At 69.4% G+C, this 16917-nt stretch carries 12 protein-coding genes and 1 riboswitch; of the genes, 8 read left to right on the forward strand and 4 right to left on the reverse strand.

What is annotated here, in order from left to right; genetic code table 11:
* Nucleotides 1-108: 108 nt before the first annotated feature.
* The 4 genes from ACS5PN_RS30650 to ACS5PN_RS30665 are packed head-to-tail and all read right to left on the reverse strand — an operon-like array spanning nt 109 to nt 9200.
* Nucleotides 109-1500, reverse strand: a complete 1392-nt coding sequence (locus ACS5PN_RS30650) for an efflux transporter outer membrane subunit (protein WP_439467812.1) — start codon at nt 1498-1500, stop codon at nt 109-111.
* A 4-nt stretch (nt 1501-1504) separates the two neighbouring features.
* Nucleotides 1505-4618: a multidrug efflux RND transporter permease subunit gene (locus ACS5PN_RS30655; protein WP_439467813.1), complete on the reverse strand. Its 3114-nt coding sequence runs from the start codon at nt 4616-4618 to the stop codon at nt 1505-1507.
* The gene (locus ACS5PN_RS30660; protein WP_439467814.1) at nt 4615-7737 is read right to left on the reverse strand and encodes an MdtB/MuxB family multidrug efflux RND transporter permease subunit; all 3123 of its coding nucleotides are present in this window, start codon (nt 7735-7737) and stop codon (nt 4615-4617) included. Before ACS5PN_RS30660 ends, ACS5PN_RS30655 begins: the two co-directional genes overlap by 4 nt.
* Nucleotides 7738-7748: 11 nt before the next feature.
* Nucleotides 7749-9200, reverse strand: a complete 1452-nt coding sequence (locus tag ACS5PN_RS30665) for an MdtA/MuxA family multidrug efflux RND transporter periplasmic adaptor subunit (RefSeq protein ID WP_439467815.1) — start codon at nt 9198-9200, stop codon at nt 7749-7751.
* Between the two features lie 81 nt (nt 9201-9281).
* On the opposite strand from ACS5PN_RS30665, the gene pth reads away from it, so the two are divergent.
* From pth to ACS5PN_RS30705, 8 genes are all read left to right on the forward strand, one after another.
* A complete protein-coding gene (gene pth, locus ACS5PN_RS30670) occupies nt 9282-9914 on the forward strand; it encodes an aminoacyl-tRNA hydrolase (protein ID WP_439467816.1) in 633 nt (210 codons plus the stop codon).
* Nucleotides 9911-10321 carry a hypothetical protein gene (locus ACS5PN_RS30675; protein ID WP_439467817.1) on the forward strand — a complete coding sequence of 137 codons (411 nt, stop codon included), beginning with the start codon at nt 9911-9913 and terminating at the stop codon, nt 10319-10321. The genes pth and ACS5PN_RS30675 overlap by 4 nt, the downstream gene beginning before the upstream one ends.
* A riboswitch (cobalamin riboswitch) is annotated at nt 10317-10550 on the forward strand. (Overlaps the previous gene by 5 nt.)
* A gap of 65 nt (nt 10551-10615) precedes the next feature.
* Nucleotides 10616-12487 carry a TonB-dependent receptor domain-containing protein gene (locus ACS5PN_RS30680; RefSeq protein WP_439467818.1) on the forward strand — a complete coding sequence of 624 codons (1872 nt, stop codon included), beginning with the start codon at nt 10616-10618 and terminating at the stop codon, nt 12485-12487.
* A 7-nt stretch (nt 12488-12494) separates the two neighbouring features.
* On the forward strand, nt 12495-13043 hold the full coding sequence (gene cobU, locus ACS5PN_RS30685) for a bifunctional adenosylcobinamide kinase/adenosylcobinamide-phosphate guanylyltransferase (RefSeq protein ID WP_439467819.1): 549 nt from the start codon (nt 12495-12497) through the stop codon (nt 13041-13043).
* Nucleotides 13027-13890: an ABC transporter substrate-binding protein gene (locus tag ACS5PN_RS30690; protein WP_439467820.1), complete on the forward strand. Its 864-nt coding sequence runs from the start codon at nt 13027-13029 to the stop codon at nt 13888-13890. Before cobU ends, ACS5PN_RS30690 begins: the two co-directional genes overlap by 17 nt.
* On the forward strand, nt 13890-14870 hold the full coding sequence (locus ACS5PN_RS30695; protein ID WP_439467821.1) for a FecCD family ABC transporter permease: 981 nt from the start codon (nt 13890-13892) through the stop codon (nt 14868-14870). Before ACS5PN_RS30690 ends, ACS5PN_RS30695 begins: the two co-directional genes overlap by 1 nt.
* A complete protein-coding gene (locus tag ACS5PN_RS30700; protein WP_439467822.1) occupies nt 14867-15628 on the forward strand; it encodes an ABC transporter ATP-binding protein in 762 nt (253 codons plus the stop codon). Before ACS5PN_RS30695 ends, ACS5PN_RS30700 begins: the two co-directional genes overlap by 4 nt.
* Nucleotides 15625-16914, forward strand: coding sequence for a cobyrinate a,c-diamide synthase (locus ACS5PN_RS30705; protein ID WP_439467823.1), 1290 nt, complete (start codon nt 15625-15627; stop codon nt 16912-16914). Before ACS5PN_RS30700 ends, ACS5PN_RS30705 begins: the two co-directional genes overlap by 4 nt.
* The last annotated feature ends 3 nt before the right edge of the window (nt 16915-16917 follow it).

A 16917-nucleotide genomic window follows, 5' to 3' on the forward strand; every position in this document is an offset into this window, starting at 1 on the left:
CAGGCGAAAGGACACGTCCGGAGCACTCAACCGTGGTTGGCGGTCCGGGAAAGCCTTTCTTGCAGCAGCAGGATCAAGAAAGAGGCGGCAGTGTAGCCGCCTTGGTTTTCACTGCGGCGGCAGCTTGCCGCCTAGGTTCTTCAGCAGCACATTCGCCGCCGCCAGCTGCCGGTTGCGCGACGAGAGCAGATTCCCCTCGGCCGACAACGCCGAGGCCTGGGCGGCGCTGACGTTGAGGAAGCTGACCGTGCCGGCGCGGTACTGGTCCAGCACGATCTGGAGGTTGCGGTCGGCAGCTTCATACGCATCCCGCTGCAGGGCCACCGAAGCGCCCGACTCGGCGAACTGCACGAGGTTGTCCTCGACTTCCTGGAAGGCCGTCAGCACCGCCTGACGGTAGTTGGCCGTCGCGACATCGGCCGAGGCACGGGCCTGGGCGGAAGCCAACTTGCGTTGGCCACCATCGAAGATGGGCTGGGCCACGGCCGCGCCTATGCTCCACAGCAGATTCGGCGCCGACACCAGGTTGGACCAGGACGAGCCACGGTAGCCGGCGCTCGCCGACAGGTCGATGGCCGGGAAGAAGGCCGCATCGGCGATGCCGATCTGCGCATAGGCCGCTGTCTGACGGGCCCGCGCGGCGGCGATGTCGGGGCGCTGGGCCAGCAGCGTCGATGGCACCAGGTCCGGCACCGGCGGCAGCTCGGGCAGGCGCGAGCTGGGCAGCAGCTGGAACTGGCCGGCCAGCTTGCCGATCTGGGTCGCGATGGAATGCTCCAGCTGGGCGCGCTCGGTGCGAATGTCGCTGAGCTGCGACTGCGTGCCGCGCAGCTGGGTGCGGGCCTGCAGCACATCCGACTGCGCGATGACGCCGCTGGCATAGCGGGCCTCGGTCAGGTCCAGCGCGCGCTGGTTGGCCGCAGCGGTCCGCTCCAGCAAGGCCTGCTGGGCCTCGGCGGTGCGCAGCGCGAAATAGCTCTGCGTCAGCGTCGCCTGGGCCGACAGGCGCAGCGCGGCGAGATCGGCCTCGCTGGCTCGGTAGTTCGCGCCGGCCGCCTTGACGCCTTCGGCCAGACGTCCCCACAGGTCGATCTCCCAGGCCGCGTTGGCGGTCAACGAGTTGTTGGTCGAGATGGTGCGCTGGCCGTTGCCGTTCTCCACCGATGCCGAGCGCGTGGTACCGCCGTTGATGGACAACGTCGGGAAGATGGCCGAGCGGCTGGCGCTCAGCACCGCGCGGGCCGACGTGACCTGGGCGAGGGCCGCGGCCAGGTTCTGGTTGCCGACGACGAGGTCGGCCTGCAGGCTGTCCAGAACCGGGTCCTTGAACATCGTCCACCAGGCTTCGGGCACGGCCACCTCGGGCGCGACACGCTGCCATTCGGCCGAGCCTTTGAAAGCCACCGGCGGTGCAGGCTCGGCAGGCGGACGCTGCGCCGTGATGGCGCATCCACCCAAGGCCAGAACGAGAGGAAGAAGAAGAAAAACAGTCTTCGGCATGGCTTCAGGTCGCGGTCTGGAGAGCGTTGGCGGGCGCCGGCGCGGGCTTGCGCTTCTTGCGGCTCAGCTTGTCCATGCAGCAGAACACGACGGGCGTGGTGTAGAGGGTCAGCAGCTGGCTCAGCAGCAGGCCGCCGACGATGGAGATGCCCAGTGGCACGCGCAGCTCGGCGCCTTCGCCATGGCCCAGGGCCAGCGGCACGGCACCGAAGACGGCGGCCACCGTCGTCATCAGGATGGGCCGCAGCCGCAGCAGGGCCGCGCGGTAGATGGCCGCACCCGGCGACAGGCGCACACCGCGTTCGGCGGCACCATCCTGTGCCGAGATGGCGAAGTCCAGCATCATGATGGCGTTCTTCTTCACGATGCCGATCAAGAGGATGACGCCGATCAGCGCAATGATGGTGAAGTCGGTCTTGAAGGCCATCAAGGCCAGCAGCGCGCCGACGCCCGCCGACGGCAGCGTCGACAGGATCGTGATCGGGTGGATCAGGCTCTCGTAGAGCATGCCCAGCACCAGATAGATGGTGACGATGGCCGCGAGGATGAGCAGCGGCTGGGACTTCAGCGACGCCTGGAAGGCCTGGGCCGTGCCCTGGAAGCTGCCCCGCACCGACACCGGCGCGCCGCTGCCGGCGACGGCGTCGTTGATGGCCGTGACGGCATCCGACAGCGATACGCCCTCGGCGAGGTTGAAGCTGATGGTGCTGGCCGGCGTGCCGCTCTGGTGGTTGACCGACAGCGGCGTATTGGTCGTCTCGACGCGGGCCACCGCCGACAGCGGCACCTGCTGGCCGGTGCCGCTGGTCAGCATCAGCCGGTCCAGCGTCTGCGGGCTCTGCAGCCAGATGGGTGCCAGCTCCATGACGACGCGGTACTGGTTCAGCGGGTTGTAGATGACGCCGACCTGGCGCTGGCCGAAGGCGTTGTTCAACGCGCTGTCGACGGCGCTCATCGTCAGCCCCAGGCGGGCCAGCGCATCACGGTCGACGACCAGCGAGGTCTGGGTGCCCTTGTCCTGCTGGTCGGTGTTGACGTCGGTGACCTCCGGCACTTCTGTCAACGCGCGGCGGATGCGCGGCTCCCAGGTGCGCAGGTCTTCCAGGCTGTCGGATTGCAGCGTGTATTGCAGCGAGGCATTGGCCTGACGGCCGCCGATGCGGATGTCCTGCACCGGCGCGAGGAAGAGGTTGGCGCCCGGCACCTTGGCCAGCTTGCCGCGCAGCCGGTTGATGACGGCGTCGACATTCTCCTCACGCTCCTTCTGCGGCTTCAGGCTGATGAACATATTGGCGCTGTTGCGCTGGCCGCCGCCGGTGAAGCCGGTCACATTGGCCACGGCCGGGTCGGCGCTGACGATGTCGCTGAAGGTGCGCAGCTTGAGCTGCATGGACTGGAAGGAGGAGGCCTGGTCGGCCTGCACGCCGCCGATCATCAGTCCCGTGTCCTGCTGCGGGAAAAATCCCTTGGGGATGGTCATGTAGAGGTGCACGTTCAGCGCGACAACGCCGGCCAGCACCAGCAGCGCGACGGGCTGGTGGCGCAGCGTCCAGCGCAGCGTGCGGCGGTAGCCGCGCATCAGGGCGCGCTGCAGGCGTGCGAGCAGCTGCCCGATGCGGCCCGACTTCTTCGCGGTCGACTGCGGCTTGAGCAGGGTCGCGGCCATCATCGGTGTCGTCGTCAGCGAGACGACCATGGACACCAGGATGGCCACCGACAGCACGACGGCGAACTCGCGGAACAGCCGCCCGACGATGCCACCCATGGCCAGGATGGGAATGAAGACGGCAATCAGACTCAGCGAGATCGACACGACGGTGAAGCCGATCTCCTTGGCGCCCTTCAGCGCCGCCTCCCGAGGGGGCACGCCGCGCTCGATATGCCGCGAGATGTTCTCCAGCACGACGATGGCGTCGTCGACGACGAAGCCCGTCGCCACCGTCATCGCCATCAGCGACAGGTTGTCGACGCTGTAGCCCAGCAGATACATGAAGCCGCAGGTGCCGGCCAGCGACACCGGCACGGCCACGGCCGGCAGCAGGGCCGCGCGGAAGCGCCGCAGGAAGATGAAGACGACAACGATGACCAGGCCGAAGGAGATGGCCAGCGTGCGCTGCACTTCCTTGATGCTGCCGCGGATGGTCGACGTGCGGTCCATGACGACGTTCACGTCGATGGCCGGTGAAATGGAGGCGCGCAACTGCGGCAGCAGGGCCCGCACGGTGTCGACGGTCTTGATGATGTTGGCGCTGGGCGCCTTGTTCAGGATCAGCAGCACGGCCGAGCGGCCATTGGCCAGGCCGTCGTTGCGCAGGTCCTGCACGCTGTCCTCGATGGAAGCCACGTCGCGCAGCTGCACGGCGGCGCCGTTCTTGTAGCTCAGCACCAGGGGCGCGTAGTCGCTGGCGAGGCGGGCCTGGTCGTTGGCGGTGATCTGCCAGTAGCGCTCATCGCTTTCGAGCTGGCCCTTCGGCCGGTTGGCATTGGTGGCGACGACGGCCGCGCGGACCTGGTCCAGCGAGATGCCCTGGGATGACAGCTTGTTGGGGTCCAGCTCGATGCGCACCGCCGGCAGCGCGCCACCGCCCACCGTCACCTGGCCGACGCCGTCGACCTGCGACAGCCTCTGCGCCAGCACGGTGGAGGCGGCGTCGTACATCTGGCCGCGCGTCAGCGTGTCCGACGTCAGCGACACGATCATGATGGGCGCGTCGGCCGGGTTGACCTTGCGGTAGCTCGGGTTGCTCGGCATGCCGGTGGGCAGCAGCGAGCGCGAGGCGTTGATGCCGGCCTGCACGTCGCGGGCGGCGCTGTCGATGTCGCGGCTGAGGTCGAACTGCAGCGTCACGCGGCTGCTGCCCAGCGACGAGGACGAGGTGATTTCCGTGACGCCGGCGATGCTGCCCAGCGTGCGCTCCAGCGGCGTGGCGACCGTCGCGGCCATGGTGTCGGGGCTGGCACCGGGAAGCGAGGCGCTGACCGAGATGGTCGGGAACTCGACCTGGGGCAGGGGCGCGATGGGCAGCAGCAGATAGGCAATCGCACCCGCCAGGGCCAGCCCGCAGGTGATCAGCGCCGTGCCTATCGGTCGCTCGATGAAGACGCGCGACAAATTCATGCCGCTGCCTCCTCCGTCTTGCCGCGGCCACGCTTCAGGCGTGCGGCCAGTGCCGAGAAGCCCAGATAGATGACCGGCGTCGTGAACAGCGTCAGCAGCTGGCTGACGATGAGGCCGCCGACCATGACGACACCCAGCGGGTGGCGCAGCTCGCTGCCGACGCCGCTACCCAGCATCAGCGGCAGCGCACCGAGCAGGGCCGCCATCGTCGTCATCAGGATGGGCCGGAAGCGCAGCAGGCAGGCCTCATGGATGGCCTCGCGCGGCGACTTGCCCTGGTCGCGCTCGGCTTCCAGTGCGAAGTCGATCATCATGATCGCGTTCTTCTTGACGATGCCGATCAGCAGCACGATGCCGATGATGGCGATGATGTCCAGGTCGAGCCGGAAGACCAGCAGGGCCAACAGGGCGCCCAGGCCGGCGGAGGGCAGCGTCGACAGGATGGTCAGCGGGTGGATGGTGCTCTCGTAGAGCACGCCCAGCACGATGTACATCGTCACGATGGCCGCGAGGATGAGCAGCAGCGTGCTGGTCAGCGAAGCCTGGAAGGCCAGCGCCGCGCCTTCGAAGCGGGTCTCGACGCTGAGCGGCAGCTGCAGCGCATCCACCTCGGTGCGGATGGACTTGACGGCTTCGCCCAGCGACGCACCCGGCGCGAGGTTGAAGGAGACCGTCGACGAGGGGAACTGCGCCACATGATTGACGGCCAGCGGCGCCAACTTCTCGCTGAAGCGCGCCACCGAGCTGAGCGGCACCTGCACGCCGCCGGTGCCGGGCACATACAGGCCCTTCAGGCCGTCCAGGCCCTGGCGGTACTCGGGCGCCACCTCCAGCACGACACGGTACTGGTTGCTTTGCGTGAAGATGGTCGAGATCAGGCGCTGGCCGAAGGCGCTGTAGAGCGCGCTGTCGATGGCGGCCACACTGACGCCCAGCCGGCCCGCCGCATCGCGGTCGATATCGACATAGGCTTGCAGCCCCTTCTCCTGCTGGTCGCTGGCCACGTCGGCAATCTGCTTGATGCCACGCAGTCTCTCCAGCACGGCCGTCGTCGAGCGGCTCAGCTCAGCGGAGTCGGGCGAGCTCAGCGTGAACTGGTACTGCGTCTTGGCGATGCGGTCCTCGATGGTCAGGTCCTGCACCGGCTGCAGATACAGCGCAATGCCGGGCTCGTCGGCGGCCGCTTCGGCAATGCGGCGCGCCACGTCGGTGGCACTGGCGCCGCGGCCGTCCTTGGCCTTCAGCGAGATCTGCAGCCGGCCCTGGTTCAGCGTCGTGTTGCCGCCGTCCACGCCGATGAAGGAGGAGACGCTCTCCACCGCCGGGTCCTTCAGCACCCGCTCGGCCAGGCGCTGCTGGTGTTCGGCCATGGCGCCGAAGGAGGTGGACTGGGCCGCCTCGGTGATGCCCTGCAATTGGCCGGTGTCCTGCACCGGGAAGAAGCCCTTGGGCACCAGCAGATAGAGGACGCCGGTCAGGCCCAGCGTCGCGATGAAGACGATCAACGTCGCGGCCGAGCGGTCCAGCACCCAGTTCAGCATGCGGCCATAGGCGGCGATGGTGTCGTCGAAGGCCTTGCCGACGCGCCGCCACAGCCAGCCGTGGTCCTCGTCGTGCTCGTGCTTGAGCAGGCGGGCGCACATCATGGGCGTCAGCGTCAGCGACACGAAGGCCGAGATCAGGATGGACACGGCCAAGGTGATGGCGAACTCGTGGAAGAGGCGCCCGACCACGTCACCCATGAAGAGCAGGGGGATCAGCACGGCGATCAGCGAGACCGTCAGCGAGATGATGGTGAAGCCGATCTGCTGGGAGCCGGTCAGCGCCGCTTCGTAGGCGCTGAGCTCCTCACCGCCCTCCTCCATGTGCCGCGCGATGTTCTCGATCATGACGATGGCGTCGTCCACCACGAAGCCCGTGGAGATGACCAGGGCCATCAACGTCAGGTTGTTGATCGAGAAGCCCGCCATGTACATGACGCCGAAGGTGCCGACCAGGGACACCGGCACGGCGACGGCCGGGATGATGGTGGCCGGCAGGCTGCGCAGGAAGACGAAGATGACGCCGATGACCAGCACGATGGCGAACAGCAGCTCGTGCTGCACGTCGGTCACCGAGGCGCGGATGGTCGTCGTTCGGTCGCTGAGCAGCTGCACGTCCAGCGAGGCCGGCAGGCTGGCCTGCAGCTGAGGCAGCACGGCGCGCACGCGGTCGACGGTCTCGATGACATTGGCGCCAGGCTGGCGCTGCACATTCAGGATGACGGCCGACACCGAGGACTTGCTGGCCTGGCCGGCCCAGGCCGCCAGGCGCAGGTTCTCGGCGTCGTCCACCAGCTGGGCCACGTCCTTGAGGCGCACCGCATTGCCGTTCTTGTAGGCGATGACGAGATTGGCGTATTCGGACGCGCTCCTCAACTGGTCGTTCGCGTCCAGCGTCGAGGCGCGCAGCGGGCCGTCGAAGCTGCCCTTGGACTGGTTGACGTTGGCGCCCGAGATGGCGGTACGCACATCGTCGATGGACAGGCCCAGCGACGCCAGCGCGCCCGGGTTGGCCTGGATGCGCACGGCCGGCCTGCGCCCGCCGGCGATGCCCACCAGGCCCACGCCCGGCACCTGCGAGATCTTCTGCGCCAGGCGGCTTTCGACCAGGTCATGCACCCGCGTGATCGGCAGCGTCGTCGAGCTGACGGCGATGGTCAGCACCGGCGCGTCGGCCGGGTTGACCTTGCTGTAGACCGGCGGCATGGGCAGGTCGCTGGGCAGCAAGTTGCTGCCGGCATTGATGGCGGCCTGCACCTCCTGCTCGGCCACGTCCAGCGCCAGGCTGAGCTCGAAGCGCAGCGTGATGACCGAGGCACCGCCCGAGCTGGTCGACGACATCTGCGCCAGGCCCGGCATCTGGCCGAACTGGCGCTCCAGCGGCGCGGTGACCGACGACGTCATCACGTCGGGGCTGGCGCCGGGATAGAGCGTCGTGACCTGGATGGTCGGGTAGTCGACCTCGGGCAGGGCCGACACCGGCAGCAGCCGGTAGGCCAGGGCACCGGCCAGCACGATGGCCAGCATCAGCAGCGAGGTCGCGACCGGCCGCGCGATGAAAAGACGTGACGGGTTCATGGTTCAGCGCCTCACTGCGCCGGGGCGGAGGCGCGGTGCTGCTGGATCCAGGCCCGGCGGTCTTCCTGGCTCATGGCCTTGAGCTTCTCGACCATCTCGGGGGGTACGCGGTCGGCCCAGCGCGGGCGCTCGCCGTCGGCGGCAGCTGCTGAACTCGCACCACTGGCACCAGCGGCCGGTGCACTGGCAGCGCCGGCCGCACCCGCACCACGCCCACGGCCACCACGGCCACCACCAGCACCGGAGGCCCCGGCCGCCGGCGCCTTGATGACCTCAGCCTTGCCGCCGTCGCGCAGACGGTCGGCGCCGTCGGTGACGACCTGGTCGCCCTCCTTCAGATCACCCTGCACGGCCGAAGCGTCGCCGTCGGTCGCCAGCACCTGCACCTTGCGCAGGGCCACCTGGCCGTCGGCCACGGCATAGACAAAGATGCCCTGGGAGCCGCGCTGCACGGCGGCTGTCGGCACGACCAGCACGCTCTTCAGCGTGTCCAGCTGCAGACGGACATTGACGAACTGGTTGGGGAAGAGGATGCCGTCCTTGTTGTCGAACAGCGCCTTGACCTTGATGGTGCCGGTGGTGGCGTCGATGGCGTTGTCGGTGCTGGCCACGCGGCCCTCGGCCAGCTTGGTGCGTCGTTCGCGGTCCCAGGCCTGCACGGGCAGGGGCTGCTTGTCGCCGAGCTGCTGGCGGATGCGGGCCAGGCGCGCATCCGGCACGGCGAAGACGACGGCGGCCGGCTGGGTCTGGGCGATGGTCAGCAGGCCGTTGGCGTCGCCCGGCGTCACGTTGTTGCCCAGGTCGGCCTGCTTCAGGCCGGCCTGGCCGGCGATGGGCGCCTGCACGCGCGTGTACGACAGCTGCAGCTTGGCGTTGTCCACGGCGGCCTGGTCGGTCAGCAGCGTGGCCTCGAGCTGGCGCACCAGGGCCTGCTGGGTGTCCAGCTGCTGGCGCGGCGCGGCGTCCTTGTTGACGAGGTCCTTGTAGCGGGCCAGGTCGGCGCGGGCATTTTCCAGCTGGGCCTGGTCGCGGGCCAGCGTGCCCAGGGCCTGGTCGCGGGCAATCTCGTAGGGCTTGGGGTCGATCAGGGCCAGCACCTGGCCGGCCTTGACGGGCTGGCCTTCATGGAAATAGATGGCCTTCAGCTCGCCGCTGACCTTGGCCCGCACGACGGCGGTGTTGGCCGAGGCGATGCTGCCGATGGCGTCGACGACGACGGCCATGTCGCGCTTCTGCACGGCGGCTGCCGTGACCGGCTGCGGCCCGCTGCGGCCGAAACGCCCGCCAGCCGGGCGGCCTGCGCCGCCGGCCCCGGAGGCGGCGGACGCCGCACCAGCCGGCCCGTCGGCAGCGCCTTCGCCCCCGCGGCCTTTCCACCACCACACCGCCGCGGCAAGGCCGATGACGGCCACTGTCACCCAGATCCAGGTCTTGCTTTTGCTCTTGGATTCCTTGTTCTGCATTCGGTCCGCTCCTGTTGCAGCCAAGTTTCCTGGCCGAATGTAGCTGCAGCATTGCTGAGCACGAAAGCTACGATTGCGCCCATGATCAAGCTGATGGTGGGCCTGGGCAATCCGGGTGCCGAGTACGAAGACACGCGGCACAACGCCGGTTTCTGGTGGATTGACGGCCTGGCGCGCGGCCTCAAGGCAAGCCTGCAGCCCGACAAGGCCTATCACGGCCTGGTGGCCCGGGTGAACAACGCCCCCGGCGCCAGCGGCCCGGTCTGGTTGCTGGAGCCCATGACCTATATGAATCTGTCGGGCAAGTCGGTCGCGGCCCTGGCGCGCTTCTTCAAGATCGCGCCGGAGGAGATCCTGGCCATCCACGACGAGCTGGACCTGCCGCCCGGCGAGATGAAGTTCAAGAAGGGTGGCGGCGACGGCGGCCACAACGGGCTGAGGGACATGCGGGCCCAGCTCGGCAGCGGCGACTTCTGGCGGCTGCGCCTGGGGATAGGCCACCCGGGCCACAAGGCCGAGGTGGCCAACTATGTGCTGCGCAAGCCGCCGCTGGCCGAGCGCCAGGCGGTGGAAGACTGCATCGAGAAGAGCTACGCCGCCGTCGAGCTGATGCTGAGCGGCCAGATGGACAAGGCCTTGGCCAAAATTCACGCCAAACCGCCGCGCCCCAAGCCCCCCAAACCCGAGCCGCCGGTAGACACTCCGGCTTCATGAGACCGCTGCTGCTGGTTCTGGTTCTTGCACTCACACTGCCGGTTCTGGCGCAGACGCAGACCCGCAGCGCCGCGGTCTACCGCTGCGGCCCCGAGGGCCGCGACCTGCGCGACTCGCCCTGCCCCGGCAGCGGCACGGCCGGCAACATCGAATACGACCAGCCCAGCAACGCCGACAGCAAGGCGGCGCGCGAGCGCCACTTCGCGGATGCCAGGCAGGCCGCCGTCCTGGCCCAGGCACGCCGGGCCAGCGAGGCCGAGGCCCGGCACCAGCGCGCCCAGGCCGTCGGCCTGCAGAGCCTGCCGCCACCCGCCCAGCCCGCCAGCAGCCCGCCGGTCACGCACCTGACGCCGCCCAAGACGGCCAAAGCGCACAAGCCTTCGGCCGCCGCCAGCCACCCCCGATAGAATGCTCGCCGTTGGTGCTCGCGCCCGCCTCCATGGCGGCCGCAGTTCAACGGGAATCAGGAGGACGAGCGGCCGCGCCGCAGATCTAACCTGAGCTGTCCCCGCAACGGTAAGTGGACGAGGCCCTCGAGCTTCTGTCTTTCGACCACATGGCCACTGGTGCGTGCACCGGGAAGGCGTCGGAAGTAAGTCCACCAGCCCGGATACCGGCCAACGACGGGGCTTCTGCGGAAGCCGTTTTTCAGCCTTGCTGCGGGGGTCAGCACGGCTGGGTGTTCGTTCGCGTCTCATTTCATGCCTCACTCCCTCCTCGCGGCCCGTCGGTCGCTGCTCGCCCTGGCCGCGCTGTCCGCCCTGGCTTCCTCCGCCCACGCCCAGAACAAGCTCGATACCGTCGTCACGACGGCCGCGCGCACGCCGCAGCGCCTGTCCGAGGTGCTGGCCGACCTGACCGTCATCACCCGCGCCGACATCGAGCGCCAGGCCGCCGCCAGCGTGGCCGACCTGCTGCGCAACAACGGCTGCGCCGAGATGGTCCGCAACGGTGGCGCCGCCTCCACGACCAGCCTGTTCCTGCGCGGCGCGGACACGCGTCACACCCTGGTCCTCGTCGATGGCGTGCGCATGGACTCGCAGTCCACCGGCGGCGCCAGCTGGCAGGGCATCCCGGTGTCCCAGGTCGAGCGCGTCGAAGTGCTGAAGGGTCCGGCCAGCGCCATCTACGGCTCCGACGCCGTCGGCGGCGTCGTGCAGATCTTCACCCGCAAGGGCGGTGGCCAGGTCAGTGCCGACTTCGGCGTGGCCTTGGGCACCCAGGCTACGCACAAGGCCGATGGCGGCCTGTTCGGCAGCCAAGGCATCATCGATTTCGCCTTCACCGGTGCCATCGAGGAGAGCGACGGCTTCAACTCCACCATCGACTACCCCGGCTCCTTCAGCTATGTGCCCGACCGCGACGGCTGGCGCAAATACCAGGGCACGGCCCGCGTCGGCGCCCAGCTGGCCGAAGGCCATCGCGCCGAGATCATCGCCATCCGCAGCCACATCAACGGCCAGTACGACGCGTCCAAGTCCAAGCCACTGGCGGACGACCGCAGCATCCAGGACACCGACGCAACCCGTCTGGCCTGGACGGCGCAGTGGATGCCGGCCCTGCAGACCCAGCTCAGCTATGGCGAGTCGCGCGACCGCTACGAGACCACGCCGTCGCCCTACCTGACCATCACCAAGGTCAAGAACCTGGCGCTGACCGGTTCCTACACCCTGGGCCAGGGCCAGCAGATCAACTTCCAGAGCGAGCGCATCGAGGACAAGCTCGAGAACAGCGGCCTCGTGACCGCCGGCGTCGGCAAGCGCCACCGCAACGCCATCGGTGCGGGCTATCTGCTCAATGCCGGCGCCTTCAGCCTGCAGGCCCATGCCCGCCATGACGACGACAGCCAGTTCGGCAGCGTCGACACCGGCACCCTGCTGGCCGGCTATGAAGTCGTGACCGGCCTGCGCGTCGTCGGCTCCATCGGCAATGCCTTCCGTGCCCCGACGCTGTACCAGCAAGGCACCGTCTACGGCCCCGACCTCAGCAAGCCCGGCGTCAAACCGCTGGAAGCCGAGCGCGGCCGCAACGTCGAGCTGGGCCTGAAGTACGGCAGCGGCGACACCGAGTTCAGCGCCACGGCCTACCGCAACCGCGTCAGCAACCTGATCATCTTCGGCGCGGCCGGCACCTGCCAGAGCGCCTTCGGCTGCTACCAGAACGTGTCGGCGGCCCGCCTGCGTGGCGTGACCCTGGCCGGCAACACCAAGGCCGGCTTCGTGAACCTGCGCGCCACCATGGACTTCCAGAAGCCCATCGACGCCAGCACCGGCCTGCTGCTGGCCCGCCGCGCCAAGCGCCTGGCCACGGTCGGCGCCGATACCGAGCTGGGCGACTGGGTGCTGGGCAGCAGCGTGCAGGCTTCGGGCGCACGCTTTGACAACGCCGCCAACACGCGCAAGCTGGGCGGCTATGGACTTGTCAACTTCAACGCGCAGTACAAGATCCGCAAGGACCTCAAGCTGCAACTGAACCTGGACAACGCCTTCGACCGCGAGACCTCGACGGCCTATGGCTATGCGTCCGCACCGCGCACCGCGCTGATCTCGCTGCGCTTCACCCCCACGCTCTAATGGCGCCATGAGCGCACACGAACTCATCGTCGGCGGCCAGCGCAGCGGCAAGTCGCGCCGGGCCGAGAGGCTGGCCCTGGCCTGGCCGGGGCGCGTGGTGGTCATCGCCACCGCGCTGGCTCTGGACGCCGAGATGCGTGAGCGCATCGCCCATCACCGCGCCTCACGGCCTGCGGGCTTCGAGACCCTCGAAGCCCCGCTGGCCTTGAGCGCGGCCCTGCAACAGGTCGACGATGCCGGCACGCTGGTCCTCGTCGACTGCCTGACGCTGTGGCTGGTGAACTGGCTGATGCCCATGAGCGGCGCACCCGATGCGGCCGGCTGGCAAGCCGAGCGAACGGCGCTGCTGGACCTGCTGCCACGGCTGCAGTCCAAGGTCGTCCTGGTCTCCAACGAGGTTGGCTGGGGCGTCAGCCCGCTGGGCCGCGAGGTGCGCGACTACGTGGACGAACTCGGCCGGCTCAATCAGGACGTCGCCCGCTGCTGTGGCCAGTTGACACTGATGGTGGCCGGCCAGGCCTGGACCCGCCCCGTCGAGGATGCTTCCGATGCTTAGATTTCTTGTCGCCCTGCTGTTCGCGGCGGCCCTGCCCGCCCACGCCGTCGACATCAAGGACGACCTCGGCCAGGTGACGCAGATCAGCGCGCCGCCGCAGCGCATCGTCAGCCTGCTGCCCTCGCTGACCGAGACGGTCTGCGAACTCGGCGCCTGCGCCAAGCTGGTCGGCGTCGACCGCTATTCCAACTTCCCGGCCTCGGTGAACGCCCTGCCCAAGCTGGGCGGCATGGACGACACCAATGTCGAGATGATCGCGGCACTGAAGCCCGATGTCGTGTTCGTCGCCGTGTCCTCGCGTGTCGCCGAGCGGCTGCAGGCCCTGGGCATGAAGGTCATCGCGCTGGAGCCGCGCAGCTACAAGGATGTGCAGCGCGTGCTCAACATCATGGGCCAGGTGCTGGGCGTGGCCGATGCCCAGCGCGTCTGGCGCTACATCGAGGCCGGCGTCGCCGCGGCGGCCAGCAGCGTGCCGGCGAGTGCTCGCGGCGTGCGCGTCTACTACGAGGTGGCCAGCGGCATCTGGGCGGCCGGCGAGTCCTCCTTCATGGGCGAGACCCTGAGCAAGCTCGGTGCCGGCAACATCATTCCCGCCAGCCTCGGCCCCTTCCCCAAGATCAACCCCGAGTTCGTCGTCAAGGCCAACCCGGCCCTGATCATGATCGGCCAGCGCGGCTCCGAAGGCCTGACCCAGCGCCCCGGCTGGGACCGCATCGACGCCATCAAGCGCGGCCGCATCTGCATCTTCAAGCCCGAGGAAGGCGACATCCTCGCCCGCCCGGGACCGCGCATGGCCGAGGCGGCCCAGATCATGGCCAGGTGCCTGCGAGAGAAAGCCGCATCGTGATGAGCATGCGCCCCGCGCTGCTGCTGACGCTGCTGCTCATCGTCGGCGCCGCCGGTGTGCTGGCCGGCGTGGCCATCGGCAGCACCGGCTGGGCCGACCTCGGCGACGACAGCATGGGCATCATCCTATGGGAGATCCGTCTGCCGCGGTCCCTCGGCGCGTGGCTGGCGGGCGCCCTGCTGGGCATGGCCGGCGCGATGTCGCAGGGCCTGTTCCGCAACCCGCTGGCCGATCCCTATCTGCTGGGCAGCGCCTCGGGTGCGGGCCTGGCCGTCGCCATTGCGCTGGCGCTGACCGGCATCTCGCCGCAGACCTCATCGCTGCTGGCCCATGTCGGCCTGACCGGTATCGCCTTTGTCGGCACGCTGGTGGGCGTAGGCCTGACGCTGATCCTCGCTCGCGGCGTCGAGCAGACCTTGCGACTGCTGCTTGCCGGCGTCGTCGTCGGCGTCGTGCTGAATGCGCTGACGGGCCTGGCCACGCTGTGGGCGCCCGACATCCTGCGCGCCATGCAGGCCTTCCTGCTCGGCAACACCGGCCTGCTGGGCTGGAGCAGCGTCACGGTCATGGCGGCCTGTGGCGTCGCGGCCGTCGTCATCGGCCTGCTGGCCAGCCCGGCCCTCGACGCGCTGACCTTGGGCGAGGCCACCGCCGCGTCCCTGGGCATGCGCATGGGCCTGATGCGGCTGCTGCTGATCTTCGCCTTCGCGCTGGCCACCGGGGCTGCGGTCGCGCAGACCGGCATCGTCGCCTTCGTGGGCCTCGTCGCACCGCACCTGGTACGCACGCTTTGCCCCATGCTGCATGGCCGATTGATCCTGATGTCGGCCGCAGCCGGGGGCGCCCTGCTGCTGCTGGCCGACGTCATCGCGCGTGGCCTGATGCGGCCGCAGGAGCTGCCCGTCGGCCTCGTCACCGCATTGCTGGGCGGTGTCTATCTCTTGGTGCTCATGCATCGCCGCGGAGCGCCCAAGCGATGAGCACAGCCCTGCACGCCCGCATCGAACGCGTTCGCATCGACGGCCGCGACCTCATCCACGGCATCGACCTGGCCATCGTCGCCGGCCGCTGGACGGCCATCGTCGGCCCCAACGGCGCCGGCAAGTCGACGCTGCTGCGTGCCATTGCCGGCCTGCAGCGCTGCGACGGCGCCGTGCAACTGGCCGGCAAGCCGCTGACCGACTGGCCCAGCCGCGAACGCGCCCGCCAGCTCGCCTGGATGGGCCAGCAGGAGACCGGCGCCGACGACCTGATGGCCCACGACGTCGTCATGCTCGGCCGCCTGCCGCACCGCCCCTGGCTGGCGCCGCCGACCGTGGCCGACCAGATGGCCGTCCGCTCCGCGATGGAGTCCACCCAGAGCTGGGCCTGGCGCGGGCGCCGCCTGGGTTCGCTGTCCGGCGGTGAGCGCCAGCGCGTGCTGCTGGCCCGCGCCCTGGCCGTCGACGCACCGCTGACGCTGATGGACGAACCCCTGGCCCACCTCGACCCGCCTCACCAGGCGGAATGGATGGCCCTGGTGCGCGCTCGCGTCGCGGCCGGCCACAGCGTCGTCAGCGTGCTGCACGAGTTGCACCTGGCCCTGCAGGCCGACCACCTGGTGCTGATGGCCGACGGCCACATCGTGCACACCGGCGCGCCGGGCGACGCGGCCACGCATGAGGCGCTGAAACGCGTCTTCGGCCCGCGCCTGCACATCGCACAGATCGAAGGGCGCTGGGTCGCCCTGCCTCTATGACCTCCTGCGCCGCCCTCTTCATCAGCGCCCCGTCTTCGGGCTCGGGCAAGACCTGCGTCACGGCGGCCATCGCCCGCTCCAATGTCCGCCGCGGCAAGCGCGTGCGCGTCTTCAAGACCGGGCCCGACTTCCTCGACCCCAGCATCCTGGAGCGCGCCAGCGGTGCCCCCGTCTACCAGCTCGACCTCTTCATGGGCGGCTTCCAGCATTGCCAGGCCCTGCTGGCCGAGGCCGCGCGCGAGGCCGACCTCATCCTGGTCGAAGGCGTCATGGGGCTGTTCGACGGCAAGCCCAGCAGCGCCGACCTGGCCGCCGCCTTCGGCCTGCCCGTCGTCTGCGTCATCGACGCCTCGGCCATGGCCCAGACCTTTGCCGCCCTGGCCACGGGCCTGGCGCGCTTCCGGCCTGAGCTGCACCACTGCGGCGTCATCGCCAACCGCGTCGGCAGCCCGGCCCACGGCCGCATGGTGGGCGAAGGCCTGCCCGACGATCTGCCGCTGATCGCCGCCCTGCCGCGCGAGCCGCGGCTCATCCTGCCCGAGCGCCACCTCGGCCTGGTGCAGGCCCTGGAGCAGCCGGAGCTGGACGCCCAGCTCGACGCCTGGGCCGACACCTGGGAGGCCGGCCTGCGGCCCGGCTTCGATTTCAAGCCCCTGGACCTGCGCGATGCCATCGAGCCGCCACCGGCACGCCTGCTGGCCGGCCGGCGCATCGCCATCGCCCGCGACGCCGCCTTCGGCTTCATCTACCCGGCCAATGTCGACCTGCTGCGCGCCCTCGGCGCCGAGCTGGCCTTCTTCTCACCGTTGCGTCACGAGCCCCTGCCCGATTGCGATGCCGCCTGGCTGCCGGGCGGCTATCCGGAGCTGCACGCAGAAACCCTGGGCGCGCATTCCACGCTGGCTGAATCGCTAACTCGACATATCAACGCAAACAGGCCTCTGCTGGCCGAATGCGGCGGTATGCTGGCCCTGCTGGACGAACTGACCGACGCCGCTGGCGACGCTCACCGCATGGCGGGCCTGATGCCCGGTCGCGCCCATGTGCAGCACCGCCTGGCGGCGCTGGGCCTGCAGGCCATGGACTGGCCGGAAGGACCCCTGCGCGGCCACAGCTACCACTACTCGACGCTGGAGACGCCGCTCGCCCCGATCGCGCGGGCCACCAACCCCAACGGCGGCAAGACCGCCGAGGTCCTCTACCAGCGGGGCTCGCTGCGGGCGAGCTATGTGCACCACTACTTCCCATCCAATCCCGAGGCCGTCGCGGCCTTCTTTGGGAGCTGATTC

This window comes from Roseateles sp. NT4, from assembly GCF_051857475.1.
GTDB lineage: Bacteria > Pseudomonadota > Gammaproteobacteria > Burkholderiales > Burkholderiaceae_C > Pelomonas.